This window comes from Aeromonas mytilicola subsp. aquatica, from assembly GCF_044336385.1.
Taxonomy (GTDB): domain Bacteria; phylum Pseudomonadota; class Gammaproteobacteria; order Enterobacterales; family Aeromonadaceae; genus Aeromonas; species Aeromonas rivipollensis.
Genome location: NZ_CP172298.1, coordinates 3151266 through 3164681, shown reverse-complemented (window position 1 = coordinate 3164681; position 13416 = coordinate 3151266). Strand labels below are relative to the sequence as shown.

Here is a 13416-nt window from a genome sequence, read left to right as displayed (position 1 = left end):
CTTCATTCAAGTTAGGAAACGGATTGATATCCAAAATATGATCCAGCTGGTTGCTCTTTCTCCATCCGGGGTTGCCGGGCAGATGCCAGCATGAAAAACGCCTCCACTAGGGAGGCGTTTTGGCATTCATGGCATCAGGCTGCCCTGTGATAGGCGGACGCTTCAAACAGCGCCTTGTTGGCCACCAGATCGATGGGGTCGAAGTCATCGACGTTGATGGTGCGCAGGCGGCTCTCTTCGGCACGGCGCAGCAAGTCGGCCTCGGTCTGGTTGATGACGCCAAGTGCCAGGCCGGCGTCTGCCACCTTGTCCAGCTGGGTGAAGGGACGCTTGCGGCCCTCTGCTTTGCACACCTTGTCAAACAGCGGCTCGGCGGTCAGCACGTCATCGAGGGCCTGCTCCAGCAACCCGAAGGGGTTGCCCTCCTCGCGGGTGAGGTACTGCCCTTCGGCCAGACGGTCGCGGGTGGCGCTCGGGGTCTGCAGCAGACGGGCAACCTGGCTGTCCAGCTTGTCGGAGGGACGCTTCATGTCGCGACCCAGCGGCAGCACTATGACGCGCAGGGCCAGGCCAATCCAGCGATTCGGGAAGTTGCGCAGCAACTCGTCGATGGCTTCTTGTGCCTTGAACATGGCGTCTTGCAGTGCCCAGTGCAGCAGCGGCAGGTCGGCCTGCTGGCGTCCCTCATCCTGATAGCGCTTGAGGGCGCTGGAGGCAAGATAGAGCTGGCTCAGCACGTCGCCGAGACGGGCGGAGACCCGCTCCTTGCGCTTGAGCTCGCCACCCAGGGTGCCCATGGCCATGTCGGACAGGAAGGCCAGGTTGGCACTGAGGCGCGAGAGCTGCTGGTAGTAGCCCTTGGTCTGATCCCTGTAGGGGGCGGACGCGAAGCGGGCGCCGGTCAGGCCCAGCCAGAAGCTGCGCACCAGGTTGCTGATGGCAAAGCCCACATGGCTGAACACCGCCTTGTCGAACTGCTTGAGGGCCACTTCCTGATCCGGATGGCTGGCGGCCAGCATCTCCGGCAGCACGTAGGGATGGCAGCGGATGGCACCCTGACCGTAGATGATCATGCTGCGGGTCAGTATGTTGGCACCCTCAACGGTCACCGCGATGGGGGCACCCTGATAGCCACGGGCCAGATAGTTGTTCGGCCCCATGCAGATGGCCTTGCCGCCGTGGATGTCCATGGCATCTATGATGCACTTCTGGGCACGGTCGGTGAGGTGGTACTTGACGATGGCGGAGATGACGGACGGCTTCTCACCCAGATCGATGCCGGTCACCGTCAGCTTGGCGGCGGCACCCATGATGTAGGCGTTGCCGCCGAGGCGCGCCAGCGGCTCTTCGATGCCTTCCATCTTGCCGATGGGCAGCTTGAACTGACGACGGATGCGGCTGTAGGCACCGGTGGCCAGGGCCAGCATCTTGACGCCGCCCGTGCTGTTGGAGGGCAGGGTGATGCCGCGACCGACCGACAGACACTCCACCAGCATGCGCCAACCCTGACCGGCCATGGCGGGGCCGCCGATGATGAAGTCCAGCGGCACGAACACATCGTTACCCTTGGTCGGCCCGTTCTGGAACGGCACGTTGAGGGGGAAGTGACGGCGGCCTATCTCGACGCCCTTGATGTCGGTGGGGATCAGGGCACAGGTGATGCCAAGCTCCTCTTCCTCACCCAGCAGGTGATCCGGGTCGCGCAGCTTGAAGGCCAGCCCCAGCACAGTGGCGATAGGAGCCAAGGTGATGTAGCGCTTGTTCCAGGTCAGGCGCATGCCGAGCACCTCTTCCCCTTCCCATTCACCTTTGCAGACAATGCCGAAGTCGGGAATGGAGCCCGCATCCGAGCCCGCTTCCGGGCTGGTCAGGGCGAAGCAGGGGATCTCCTTGCCGACGGCCAGGCGCGGCAGGTAGTGGTCTTTCTGCTCTTCGGTGCCGTAGTGTTGCAGCAGCTCACCCGGCCCTAAGGAGTTGGGCACGCCGACGGTGGAGGCGAGCACGGCACTGGCGCCGCACAGTTTTTGCAGCACGCAGGACTGGGCGTAGGCGGAGAACTCCAGGCCACCGTACTTCTTCTTGATGATCATGGCGAAGAACTTGTGGTCCTTCAGGTACTGCCACACCTCGGGGGAGAGATCGGCCCGCTCGTGGGTCACTTCCCAGTCGTTGACCATGCGGCACACTTCTTCAACCGGGCCGTCCATGAAGGCCTGCTCTTCGGCTGACAGAACGCTGACCGGGATGGCGTGCAGCTTCTTCCAGTTCGGGTTGCCGGCAAAGAGATCCGCTTCCCACCAGGTGGTACCCGCCTCTATGGCTTCCTTCTCGGTGCGGGACATCTCCGGCATGATGGATTTGTAGATCTTGAACAGGGGTTTGGTCAGCTGGTTGCGACGAAACTCCACCAGGTTGAGCGGGATGGCGATCACCGCGAACAGCACCCACACCAGCAGGGGCACATGGCCATAGAGGGCGCCGGCGACCAGGGCGGCGGCCGTGGCAAGCGTGGAGGTGAACAGTGACGCCCGGCGGTAAGCCATGGCGCCGATCACCAGGATCACCCCGAACAGAGTGAGGGTCGTCGTCATTTTTCGCTCCTTGCATGAGTTGCCGAAGTTGGGGAAACGTGGGTTAACTGATCCAGAGGTCTGACCTGTTGGATATGGCCCCTGTTGTAATTCATGTGCACAAAATTATCAAGATGTTTACAAGCTCGTTACCTTGACACCGTGATCGGCCTAACGTACTGGGGCCGCATCTTGGCGGGCGGGGGGCGACGATTGGATTGGCTTGTGCGACAATGCAAAACCCTATGTTGGACGATACAAAGAGACATCAGACGCCATGTACCAAGAACTTATCCGCAATGAATTGACCGAAGCTGCCGGCGTGCTCCAGGCCTTTCTGGCCGATGAGCAAAATCTGAAGAACATAGAGGCGGCCGCCAAACTGCTGGCTGACTCTTTCAAGGAAGAGGGCAAGGTGCTCTCCTGTGGCAACGGCGGCTCCCACTGCGACGCCATGCACTTTGCCGAAGAGCTGACCGGCCGCTATCGCGAGAACCGCCCTGGCTATGCCGGCATCGCCATCTCCGATCCCAGCCACCTCTCCTGCGTCTCCAACGACTTTGGCTATGACTATGTCTTCTCCCGCTACGTGGAAGCGGTCGGCCGTCGCGGCGACGTGCTGCTCGGCATCTCCACCAGCGGCAATTCCGGCAACATCCTCAAAGCCATCGAAGCCGCTCGTGCCAAGGGCATGAAGGTGATTGCCCTGACTGGCAAGGACGGTGGCAAGATGGCGGGTCTGGCCGATGTCGAGATCCGGGTGCCGCACTTCGGCTATGCCGACCGCATCCAGGAAGTGCACATCAAGATCATTCACATCCTGATCCAGCTGGTCGAAAAAGAGATGGCCAAGTAATCAGAGAAAGAGGGCGGGTGGGGCTGCCGGGGGCCTATGAGCGATCCTGGCGCCTCGCATCCAGCTTGAGTTCGCTGATTGATGCAGAGATGATCAATTAATTCAGGGAGTGGACTGGACATGTGCGAACTGCTCGGCATGAGCGCCAATGTGCCGACCGACATCTGCTTCAGCTTTACCGGGCTGATGCTGCGGGGCGGCAAGACAGGCCCCCACAAGGATGGCTGGGGGATCACCTTCTACGAGGGGCGAGGCTTTCGCACCTTCAAGGATCCCGAACCCAGTGCCCAGTCACCCATCGCCAAGCTGGTGCAGGCGCTGCCCATCAAGAGCCGCGCCGTGGTCAGCCATATCCGGCAGGCCAACCGGGGATGCGTGTCGCTGGAGAATACCCACCCCTTCACCCGCGAGCTGTGGGGACGCTACTGGACCTTTGCCCACAACGGCCAGCTGACCGGCTACAAGGGGTTGCGGACCGGGCGCCACCGTCCTGTGGGGGACACCGACAGCGAGCACGCCTTCTGCTGGCTGCTCGACAGGCTGGAGCAGAAATACCCCAAGCGTCCGGCCAACTTCCCCGCCATGTTCCGCTATCTCGCGACCCTGTGCGACGAGCTGCGCGGGCTTGGGGTATTCAACATGTTGCTGTCGGATGGGGAATTTGTGATGACCTATTGCAGCAACAACCTCTACTGGCTGACCCGCAGGGCCCCCTTTGGCGAGGCCCGTCTGCTGGATGAAGATGTGGCCATCGACTTCCAGAGCGAGACCACCCCGAATGACGTGGTGACCCTGATAGCCACCCGCCCGCTCACCGGCAATGAGAGCTGGGTGAAGATGGCGCCCGGGGAGTTCTGCCTGTTCAGGCTGGGTGAGCTGGAATACGGCAATGCAGCCAAGCTGCTGACCCGCCAATAAAAAAATACCAGGGTAGAATCCTACCCTGGTTCTTCGCAGCAGCCATACAGGCAAAAAGGGATGAGAGAGGTGTTGCTGAGCCGCATCATTCTCATGGCCTGCATTGTTATGCCATTGTTAATTTTGTGACAACATTTATCTCTTTCCTGCCTGAGACTGTGTGTTGATAACTTGAACTGGCTCACATTCTGATGGCGGCACACCGCTTCAACCGACTCTCGCCGCAGAGCGGGTGACAGCCGGTGTGCGGGTCGGCTATATTGTGGTCTGTTTGAATACCATCATAGGGAAGAGAAGATGGAGTGGCTGGATCAGAAAGTGCTGAGACAACTGGCAGATGACATAGGTCACGACATGATGCCGGTCGTCATCTCGGTGTTTGTCGAGGAGGTGGGCGGGCAACTTGCCCAGCTCAGGCCGCTCTTTGATCAGCGGGACTGGACCGCCCTGGCCCGCCTCGCCCACAGCATGAAGTCCTCTTGTGGCAGTTACGGTGCCGAGCCCAGCTATCGGCAGGTGATGGCGCTGGAGCTTGCCTGTCGCCGGGAGGATGCGGAGGAGGCCGGCCGTCTGCTCGAACAGCTCGAGCACTCCCTGCCGCAGGTGTTCTCCCATCTGGCCAAGTATCACTAGATCGCACTGGCGGATTAGCCCGCCTTGTCACGTTCTGCGTACCAGCTCAGTATCACCGCATCCAGCGCCTGTCGAAGCTTGAGGCGATCGTGGCGATGGGGCAGGGCCGCCTCACCCAGACTGGCCTGAATCAGGCAATGCTGCAGCTCCGGGGCCCCATGGCCTTCGGGGGCCAGGATGGCATCGATCCGCCCTTGGCCGATCCGCTCTTCCAGCCAGCGATGCTGGTGGGACAGGGTCAGCTTGCCAGCCGGCCCGTTTTCGGCCACCAGATTGCTGATGAAGACGACGATGGCGCCGCTGCTGCGGATCGCTTCTGCGATCTCGCTCAGCAACAGGGGCGGCATGATGGAGGTGAGGAAGCTGCCGGGCCCCAGAATGATCATGTCGGCCTGGCTCAGGGCGTCGATCGCCTCGCGGGTGGCGGGCACGATCGGGTTCAGGCTCAGGGCCCGTGGCGGCGTGGTGAGCTGATCGATGGAGACTTCCCCCAGGATCTGATCGCCACAGACGGTGTGGGCACACAGATCCGTGGGGTGTTCGGACATGGGTAGCAGGCTGGGCGCTATGTGCAACATGTCGCTGATGAGCCGGATGGCATCCAGGGGACGGACACAGAGGTTGTCGAGGGCCAGCAGCATCAGGTTGCCGAGGTTGTGACCCGCCAGCTCGCCGCGACCCGTGAAGCGGTATTCGAACAGCTGGCTGCCGATGCTGGGCTCGGTCACCAGCTGATTGAGGCAGTTGCGCAGATCGCCCCAGGCGATGCACTCCTGGCTCTTGCGCAGGCGTCCGGTGGAGCCGCCATCATCCGTGGTGGTGACTATGCCCGTCAGCCGAGTGCCTAGAAACGAGAGGGAAGAGAGCACCCGACCCATGCCGTGACCACCGCCGATGGCGACGACCCGGTCAAAGTCATTGATATTTTTCTGCCACATGCAGTCATCCTGTGGGAGGCCAGTGCGCATCAGTTTAGTCCGACTGGCCAGGTAATTGTTTGATAAAGGTATGATTTTTGCTTGATGCCCCTGCATCACATACCACTAGGAGATGGTGTTGAACTTCCTGACGGCTCACTCTCTTGCCGAGACGACCCCGCTGGCCGCCCAACAGATAGCTGAACGGTTGCTCGCCCAATCACCTCATTCCCCGTCGCTGTTGCTGGTCTATTTTACCCAAGCACACGATGCCGCGGTACTGCGCCGTGCGCTCAAGGCCCGTTTCCCCCATACCCGGCTCATCGGCTGCAGCTCCTGTGGCGGTATCCTGACCCAGGCTGGCCATCATGGCCGGTTGGGCTGGAGTCTGGCAGTGGCGGCCCTCTATGACGACAAGGGGGCCTACGGCGTGGCCGGTCAGGCAGGGGACGAGCTGGATGTGCGCCAGTTGCTGCGCCGCGCCATCGCTGATGGCGGGCGTCCCGGCGAGTTGCCGCAACTCATACTGCTGCACACCAGCCCAGGGCAGGAAGAGGCGGTGCTGGCGGGCATAGATGCCGAGTTCGGGGCGACGGTTCCCGTCGTCGGCGGGTCGGCGGCGGACGACAGTGTCAGGGGCGAGTGGCAGCTGTGCTGGGATGAGGGGGAGGGTCGCCAGGGCTGCGTGGTGGCTGTGCTCTATCCCGATTGCCAGCTGGCCTTCCAGTTCCACTCCGGCTATGTGCCCACCGAGCGTCATGGCACCATTACCGCGCTGGATGGCCGCGAGGTGCTGACCATAGACAATGAACCTGCGGCCCGGGTCTATGCCCGCTGGACAGAGCGCCAGCTCCCCTGGCCTGTGGGTCCCATTTTGCGGGAGACGACCCTCTCCCCGCTGGCCCGCCAGGTCGGGACCCTGGATGAGATGCCCTACTACAAGCTCTCCCATCCTGAGGCGGTGACGGAGCGGGAAGGGTTGCGCCTCTTTACCGAAACCCGGCTGGGAGAGAGGCTGCAACTCATGTACAGCAGTCAGGAGGGCCTGCTTCAGCGCAGCCTGAATGCGGTGCGCATCGAACCCGAATATGGCATGGCGGGGAACCTGCAGCCCATAGGCGCTCTGGTGGTATTCTGCGCGGGCTGCCGTCTGGCGCTGGGAGATTCGCTCAGCGATGTCGTCGGCCATTTCAGCCAACGGCTGGGGGAGATCCCCTTTATCACGCCATTCACCTTCGGCGAGCAGGGGCGATTGCCCCACGGTGAGCTGGCGCATGGCAACCTCATGGTATCGAGCGTAATCTTCCTCGAGAGCTGACAAGGTGCTGGACACAAGATGATAGGCAATAGCGAACTCGAAACCCTGGGCGACAAGCTGCAAACCACGCTGGTGGAGCTGATGCGTTGCCGGGAGCGGGAGGCCAGATACCGCCAGGAGTCACAGGCCCTGCTGTGCGGCGTGGCGACGCTGGCACAGGCCAAGAGCCTGGAGCAGGTGCTGGACAGCCTCATTCTGGCGCTCAAGCCCTTCATCGGCTTCGAACAGGCTGATGTGGTCGCCTGGGAGAGCACGCGCGGCACCACCCATCTGAGTACCCAGCCCGGGGAGGTCGGCCGCACCTGGCCGCTGACACCGCTCTTCTCCCGCGCCATCGCAGGTGAAACCCTGGTCATCTATGATCCGGCCCAGTTGCCCGAGCTGGCCTCCCTGGCGGGGGCGGCGGGCTGGGCCAGCGTCATGATGACGGGCTTGCAGGCGCCGGGCTTCTCCGGGGTGCTCATCTGCCGGCACAGTGCCGCGGGCACCTTCGATCTCCAGAGCAAGGCGGCGATGCAGCGGTGCCGCCCGCTCATCTCCCAGGCGCTGGTCAACATTGCCTATAGAGCCCGCCTGCAGGAGCAGGTCGACCTCAAGACCCTCGCCTTGCAGGCCAGCGAGCAACGCTTTCGCAGCTTTGCCGCCATGGCGTCCGACTGGTTCTGGGAGACGGATCCCGAGCACAGGCTGAGCTATGTCTCTGCCCCCGGCTATCAGGGGGAGGCGCTTGTCCGCCAGGCGGGGCGCAGCCTCTATGACTTTGCCCACGATAAAGAGGATCCCGCCTGGTGCAGGTATCAGCACCAGATAGCGCGCCATCTGCCGGTGCGGGCGATGCGCGCCCAGGTGACGCTGGCGAGCGGCCCCTGCTGGATGGAGATCAATGCCGAGCCCTGCCATGACGCCAGCGGTGCCTTCATCGGCTACAGGGGCACGGCGCGGGAGATTGGCAGCCAGATCCGCCGCGAGCAGGAGCTGGCGCGGGCGCGGGATGAGGCCGAGAGTGCCAACCGCGCCAAGTCCCAGTTCCTGGCCATGATGACCCACGAGATCCGCTCCCCCATGAATGCGGTGCTGGGGATGCTGGATCTGCTGCAACATGGCCGGCTCGAGACCCCGCAGCAGACCCTGCTCGGCCACGCCACCCACTCTGCCCATCTGCTGCAGACCATCATCGACGATGTGCTCGACTTCTCGAAGATTGAATCCCATACCCTGGCCCTGCACTGCGAACCCTTTCAACCCGCCGAGCTGTGCCGGGCCCTGGTGGAGCCGCTGCAGGCGCAGGCCAGCGCCAAGGGCATAGCGCTGCACTGGCAGCTGGATGAGGAGGTGCCGTCCCAGCTGCAGGGGGACGCCGTCCGCCTGTCCCAGGTGATCGGCAACCTGCTCGGCAACGCGGTGAAATTTACCGCCGCCGGTAGCGTGCGGCTCGCGCTGGCGTGGCAGGATGAACGGCTGAGGGTGTCGGTCAGCGACACCGGGATTGGCATCTCTCCCGAGGATCAGGCGCTGCTGTTCGAGCCGTTCTATCAGGTCGACAGCTCGGCCACCCGTCGCTTCTCCGGCTCCGGGCTTGGGCTGGCCATCTGCCGGCGGCTGGTGCAACTCATGGGCGGCGACATCCGCCTGCAGAGCGCCCCTGGGCAGGGCAGCTGCTTCTGGTTCGAGCTGCCCGGGATGGCCTCACCTTGCGTCGCGTCGACCAACCCCGCCATCGAGGGAGTCTCCATGCTGGATCTGGATGTGCTGGTGGTGGAGGACAGCCCGGTCAATCAGCTGGTGGTGTCACTCATGCTGCAAAAGCTGGTGTGCCGGGTGAGGCTGGCAAGCAATGGCCTGGAGGCGCTGGCACAGGTCGGCGAGCGGCGACCGGATCTCATCCTGATGGATATGCGGATGCCGCAGATGGATGGGCTGGAGGCCACCCGTCGTCTGCGAGCCATGGGATGCGAGGTTCCCATAGTGGCGCTGACGGCCAATGCCATGACGGAGGACAGGGCCCGTTGTCTGGCCCAGGGGATGAACGATTTTCTGGCCAAGCCCATCAGCCTGGCCCGGCTGCGCAGCTGTTTGCTGCGCCATTGCCGGCTCCCGTAGCCCGATTTTGGGTAAAAAAAATGGTCAACCTGGTGGTTGACCAATTCTTCAGCAAATACTGAAGAGAGCACGGGATAAATCGGGTTGTACGGTCTTATATGAAAAAGTCGTGCCAACTTTTCATGACCTGTTATTGCGGCTTGCAGCCGTGTTATCTGTTTTCTATGGTGGCTGCTGGTTGCAAAATGCAAATGTCTTGTTTCATTGTAAGAATTGTCAGTTGTTATTTTCGCATTTTGCAAACCACTTCTTGACTCACTGTGCGATCAGTCGGCGCAGGAACTGGCGCGCCGCTTCACTGTTTTGTTTGGCAATCAACATTTGTTTCTCATAGATCGGCATGGGCAGGATCTCGAGCCAGCGCTGGCAGAGCCAGGCCGCATCGTCGAACTGCTTGTCCGGGTAGAGCTCATCCAGTTCCGGATATTGTTCAAATACCTCCTGCAATCTGCTGACCAGCTGCTTGTCGCTGAAGTCCGAGTGCGCGCTCGGCCAGTTGGGTAGGGTTTCCACCTGAGCGTGACGCAATCCGGAGCCATCCGTTTCCATTTCATGGATGCAGAAACGTTCCAGACCGAGCACTGTGACCCCGAGCAGGCCATCGTTGAGGGTATAGAAATCAGTCACTTTGACACGAGTGCCGACCGGCAGTATGCGTCCGCAGGTGCCCGTGCTGGTGGTCTCTTCCATGACGATGCCAAAGCCCTGATCATCGACGAAGGACTCCTTGAGCATCTGCAGGTGGCGAGGCTCGAACAGGCGCAAGGGGAGCTTCCCGCCCGGTAATATGTGTGAGGGCAAGGGGAACAGTGCCAGGTGTTGAAGTTTCATGTTCCATCCTCCGATAAGTTGCATCTGGATATGACAATGCAGTGACTGTGCCAGAGCTCGGGGAAAATGGAGGAACGGCAGGAAAATGAGGCCAGTGATTTAAATATCCATTAGTAATCAAGCTATTAAGATTTGATTGAATGGCAGGGACGGGACAACTCAGGAAGGGATTCAGGTGGCCTTGTAGGGGCTCGTACATGCCCCACCTGCAGAATGGGGCAGAGTTCGCATATTGCAAATGATCCCCCTGCAAAATGCGTATCTGCCGTCCATCTTAAGCGGCAGGATCTCTCGGGCGTGATGGCAGAGGCGGCTAGGCGACGGATTCGGTGGGCTGACTGAGCCCTTCCAGCATCAGGGCGGCTATCTCGTCGTACATCTGTGACCAGGCATCAGAGAGCGCTGGCGTGAAATGCTCCCCCAACCGACGTGCCAGCACCAGGGTCAATGCCTGTTTCAACAGGGCGAACTGGTGTGACTGCACCTTGAATTTTTGATGCCGTCTGCCGAGATCCCGGATGATGAAGCGCAAGGCATCCAGCTGCTCCAGGCTGGTGATCACCGTATTCAGGGTATCCGACACCTTGGCGACCGGCATTCCCGCTGGATCGGGAAAGAGGTTGATCAATTCCGGCGACAGTCGGAACAGCTCCGCATATACCTCCTGAACATAGGTGTTGTTCAGTGCGGTGACCTTGCCCCATGTCCTTTGTACCAGCTCGATCTGTTCGGATGTCATGTCGTGTGCCCTCCATGTGCCGTCTCCTGAACATAATAATTCATTTGCTCAATAAGATGCGGGGGACGGTGACGTTTTGTGAGGCGGGGGAGGGAGGTAGCCAGCAAAAGGCCCCGGGATGGCGGGGCCTTGGCTGGCATGAGATGGGGCGCGCAACGGGAGCTTAGTTGCGCTGCTCCAGGTACATGACGGCGGCTTCGACCCGACTCTGGGCCTCGAGCTTTTTCAGCAGGCTCTTGACGTGTACCTTGACGGTACCTTCCGAGATGTGGAGCACCGAGGCGACCTGCTTGTTGGAGAGACCCTTGGCAATCTCGCGCATGATCTGCATCTCGCGGCGGGTCAGGCTTTCCAGCTTCTGCTGCAGGTGATCCAGCTCGTAGATGTTCTCGAGGTAGGGGCGCAGCGGCTCGCTCAGGATCTGCTTGCCGGTCATGACATCGGCCAGCTGGCCCAGCAGCATGTCGGGCTCGGTGTCCTTGAGCAGGTAGCCATCGGCACCGGCCTTGAGCAGGGCAACCACGTCCTGGCGGGCGTCGGAGACGGTCAGGATCACGACCCGGGAGGTGACCTCTTCGGCGCGCAGGGCCTTGAGGGTATCGAGGCCGGACAAGCCCTTCATGTTGAGATCGAGCAGGATGAGGTCCGGCTCCGACTCCTTGGCCATGGCCACGGCATCAGTGCCGTTAGAAGCCTCACCTATCACTTCGATGTTATCTTCCAGCTCCAGCAGTTGCACAATGCCTTTGCGCATCAGGGGATGGTCATCTACGACCAGAACACTATATTTCATCTCGTCCATCAGGCGTCTCTTGTTAGGCTGGTGGGAAAGGTCAGGTGTACACGGGTGCCCCCGGAGGGCGGTTCACTGATGGTCAACTGACCGTGCAACTTGCTGGCACGCTCGTTCATGATGCTGAGACCGTAGTGATTCACCGCCGAGCTTGCGCCCCCTATTCCGACACCATCATCTGCAATCTGAACCTGGATGTTACCATCAGCCAGGGTCTCACAGCTAACGTCAATGCGCTGGGCGCAGGCATGTTTGATGGCATTGAGCACTGCCTCACGGATCAACTGCAGGATGTGAATGTGTTGCCCCGCCTCGAGATCCGTATCGGTCAGTCCGTATTGGAGCCTGATCTCGGCCCGGGTCTGGGGCTTGAGCTGCTCCAGCATGACGCCTATGGCTTCGCCGAGGTTGGCATCGCCGATGCTGAGGCGGAAGGTGCCGAGCAACTCGCGCAACTGGGTATAGGCATTGCTGAGCCCCTCGTCGATCTGCTGCATGGCGGCCTCTGCCTTGCCATTATCCCCCTTGGCGACGGAGCGCTTGAGCAGGGTGGACTGGATCTTCAGGTAGGAGAGCGCCTGCGCCAGCGAGTCGTGCAGCTCGCGGGCGATGACGGCCCGCTCCTCCATCAAGAGCAGGCGCTGGTGTTGCAGCAGGGTCTGATCCTTGTGCAGCACCTGGGCCAGCAACATGGAGAAGTTCTTCATCAGCCGCTCGTCTATGGGGTGTTCGCTTATCATGTCGAGCCGGCCGTACTCCTCATCATCCATCTGCAGATAGAAGCTCACCACGGCCTCCAGATCGCCGGGCCAGCCCTTGCGCCCCGTGATGTAGACCGGCATGGCATTGTGCTCGAAGCGGGTCAGCCGGATATGGTCTATGTGCTGATGGGCGGCGGCCCGCTCCAGCAATTTTTGCAGGGTACGCCGGCTCAGCGGCGCCGCATGCAGCTTCTGGGCGGTGGAATAGAGGAAGGAGAGGGTGTCGTTGGCCTGCTGCAGCTTGGCGGTTTTCTCTTCCACCTTGCTCTCCAGCTCCCGATAGAGCTTGCCGAGCTCGTCCGCCATGGTGGCGAAGGCACCGGAGAGTTCCCCCAACTCGTTTTCGCAGTGGGGGGGCAGGGTCAGGTCGAACTCCTGGCGCTGGATCTGGCGGGCGCAATGGACCAGCTGATTGAGGGGGGCCACCACCTGCTGGCGGGTGAAACGCACCGTGAACCAGGCGATGGTGATGATGGAGAGCAAGCCCAGTCCCTCTGCCAGGGCCAGCATGCGCACCTTGAACTCCACGTGATATTGCATCTGGTTGACGAAGTCATCGATGGCGGCGACGAATTGTTCCGTGTTGTCGGTATAGCGGCTGGGAGTGGCGTTCTCGATGTGTTCGCGCATCATCTGCCATTGCAGCAGCACCTCGCCATAGGTGCGGCGCAGGGAGGCGGGGGTGATCCAGCGCTGGGTCTCCTGCAACTCGGAGGCGTGCAGTGTCTGCTCGAACTGGTCGAGTCGGCCGAGGACGGCCTGATCCTTCTCGATTTCGTAGGCCATGCGATAGGCCTGCATCCGCAATGATCCCGACAGGTTGATCGCCTTGGCATCGGGTACCGAGTAGAAGAGGGTGACCATGGCCACCACGGCGATCAGGCTGGCCATGAACAGGATCAGCACCATGGAGCGGCCGATGGCGCTGCTGACCGAGTGTACTTTGAACCACTTTCCCATGCCGATTGGCTTCCTTCAGA

11 protein-coding genes are annotated in these 13416 nt (G+C 61.3%); 5 read left to right on the top strand and 6 right to left on the bottom strand.

Features of this window, described 5'->3' with window-relative positions:
- Positions 1 to 134 precede the first annotated feature (134 nt).
- Positions 135 to 2591 carry an acyl-CoA dehydrogenase FadE gene (gene fadE / locus ACFWHB_RS14405; protein WP_393936328.1) on the bottom strand — a complete coding sequence of 819 codons (2457 nt, stop codon included), beginning with the start codon at positions 2589 to 2591 and terminating at the stop codon, positions 135 to 137.
- Positions 2592 to 2847: 256 nt separating this feature from the next.
- On the opposite strand from fadE, the gene lpcA reads away from it, so the two are divergent.
- The 3 genes from lpcA (at position 2848) to ACFWHB_RS14390 (ending at position 4977) form a co-directional block, all read left to right on the top strand.
- Positions 2848 to 3426, top strand: a complete 579-nt coding sequence (gene lpcA / locus ACFWHB_RS14400) for a D-sedoheptulose 7-phosphate isomerase (RefSeq protein WP_106887349.1) — start codon at positions 2848 to 2850, stop codon at positions 3424 to 3426.
- Positions 3427 to 3546: 120 nt separating this feature from the next.
- On the top strand, positions 3547 to 4344 hold the full coding sequence (locus ACFWHB_RS14395; protein ID WP_106887348.1) for a class II glutamine amidotransferase: 798 nt from the start codon (positions 3547 to 3549) through the stop codon (positions 4342 to 4344).
- Positions 4345 to 4641: 297 nt separating this feature from the next.
- The gene (locus tag ACFWHB_RS14390) at positions 4642 to 4977 is read left to right on the top strand and encodes an Hpt domain-containing protein (RefSeq protein ID WP_106887347.1); all 336 of its coding nucleotides are present in this window, start codon (positions 4642 to 4644) and stop codon (positions 4975 to 4977) included.
- A 14-nt stretch (positions 4978 to 4991) separates the two neighbouring features.
- On the opposite strand, the gene yvcK is transcribed toward ACFWHB_RS14390, so the two are convergent.
- Complete coding sequence (yvcK, locus tag ACFWHB_RS14385) at positions 4992 to 5915, bottom strand: gluconeogenesis factor YvcK family protein (protein WP_171275779.1); 924 nt, start codon at positions 5913 to 5915, stop codon at positions 4992 to 4994.
- 112 nt (positions 5916 to 6027) lie between these two features.
- On the opposite strand from yvcK, the gene ACFWHB_RS14380 reads away from it, so the two are divergent.
- The gene (locus tag ACFWHB_RS14380) at positions 6028 to 7212 is read left to right on the top strand and encodes an FIST signal transduction protein (protein WP_171275780.1); all 1185 of its coding nucleotides are present in this window, start codon (positions 6028 to 6030) and stop codon (positions 7210 to 7212) included.
- Positions 7213 to 7230: 18 nt separating this feature from the next.
- Positions 7231 to 9312, top strand: a complete 2082-nt coding sequence (locus ACFWHB_RS14375; protein WP_395948720.1) for an ATP-binding protein — start codon at positions 7231 to 7233, stop codon at positions 9310 to 9312.
- Between the two features lie 255 nt (positions 9313 to 9567).
- Here the strand turns inward: ACFWHB_RS14375 and ACFWHB_RS14370 are convergent, their stop codons facing one another.
- The 4 genes from ACFWHB_RS14370 to narQ all read right to left on the bottom strand — a co-directional run bounded on the left by ACFWHB_RS14370 (position 9568) and on the right by narQ (position 13396).
- Entirely contained in the window at positions 9568 to 10143 is a 576-nt protein-coding gene (locus ACFWHB_RS14370; RefSeq protein WP_106887344.1) for an LON peptidase substrate-binding domain-containing protein, read from the bottom strand.
- A 313-nt stretch (positions 10144 to 10456) separates the two neighbouring features.
- Positions 10457 to 10882 carry a globin domain-containing protein gene (locus tag ACFWHB_RS14365; RefSeq protein ID WP_395948719.1) on the bottom strand — a complete coding sequence of 142 codons (426 nt, stop codon included), beginning with the start codon at positions 10880 to 10882 and terminating at the stop codon, positions 10457 to 10459.
- Positions 10883 to 11045: 163 nt separating this feature from the next.
- Complete coding sequence (narL, locus tag ACFWHB_RS14360; protein ID WP_005325544.1) at positions 11046 to 11684, bottom strand: two-component system response regulator NarL; 639 nt, start codon at positions 11682 to 11684, stop codon at positions 11046 to 11048.
- Positions 11684 to 13396 (bottom strand): nitrate/nitrite two-component system sensor histidine kinase NarQ, encoded by a 1713-nt coding sequence (narQ, locus tag ACFWHB_RS14355; RefSeq protein ID WP_106887342.1) that lies wholly within the window; start codon positions 13394 to 13396, stop codon positions 11684 to 11686. Before narQ ends, narL begins: the two co-directional genes overlap by 1 nt.
- Positions 13397 to 13416: the final 20 nt, after the last annotated feature.

What these genes read in the sequence shown, in the direction of transcription:
- fadE (WP_393936328.1), bottom strand. Translation starts at nt 2,591, where the DNA reads ATGACGACGACCCTCACTCTGTTCGGGGTGATCCTGGTGATCGGCGCC.
- lpcA (WP_106887349.1), top strand. Translation starts at nt 2,848, where the DNA reads ATGTACCAAGAACTTATCCGCAATGAATTGACCGAAGCTGCCGGCGTG.
- ACFWHB_RS14395 (WP_106887348.1), top strand. Translation starts at nt 3,547, where the DNA reads ATGTGCGAACTGCTCGGCATGAGCGCCAATGTGCCGACCGACATCTGC.
- ACFWHB_RS14390 (WP_106887347.1), top strand. Translation starts at nt 4,642, where the DNA reads ATGGAGTGGCTGGATCAGAAAGTGCTGAGACAACTGGCAGATGACATA.
- yvcK (WP_171275779.1), bottom strand. Translation starts at nt 5,915, where the DNA reads ATGTGGCAGAAAAATATCAATGACTTTGACCGGGTCGTCGCCATCGGC.
- ACFWHB_RS14380 (WP_171275780.1), top strand. Translation starts at nt 6,028, where the DNA reads ATGGTGTTGAACTTCCTGACGGCTCACTCTCTTGCCGAGACGACCCCG.
- ACFWHB_RS14375 (WP_395948720.1), top strand. Translation starts at nt 7,231, where the DNA reads ATGATAGGCAATAGCGAACTCGAAACCCTGGGCGACAAGCTGCAAACC.
- ACFWHB_RS14370 (WP_106887344.1), bottom strand. Translation starts at nt 10,143, where the DNA reads ATGAAACTTCAACACCTGGCACTGTTCCCCTTGCCCTCACACATATTA.
- ACFWHB_RS14365 (WP_395948719.1), bottom strand. Translation starts at nt 10,882, where the DNA reads ATGACATCCGAACAGATCGAGCTGGTACAAAGGACATGGGGCAAGGTC.
- narL (WP_005325544.1), bottom strand. Translation starts at nt 11,684, where the DNA reads ATGGACGAGATGAAATATAGTGTTCTGGTCGTAGATGACCATCCCCTG.
- narQ (WP_106887342.1), bottom strand. Translation starts at nt 13,396, where the DNA reads ATGGGAAAGTGGTTCAAAGTACACTCGGTCAGCAGCGCCATCGGCCGC.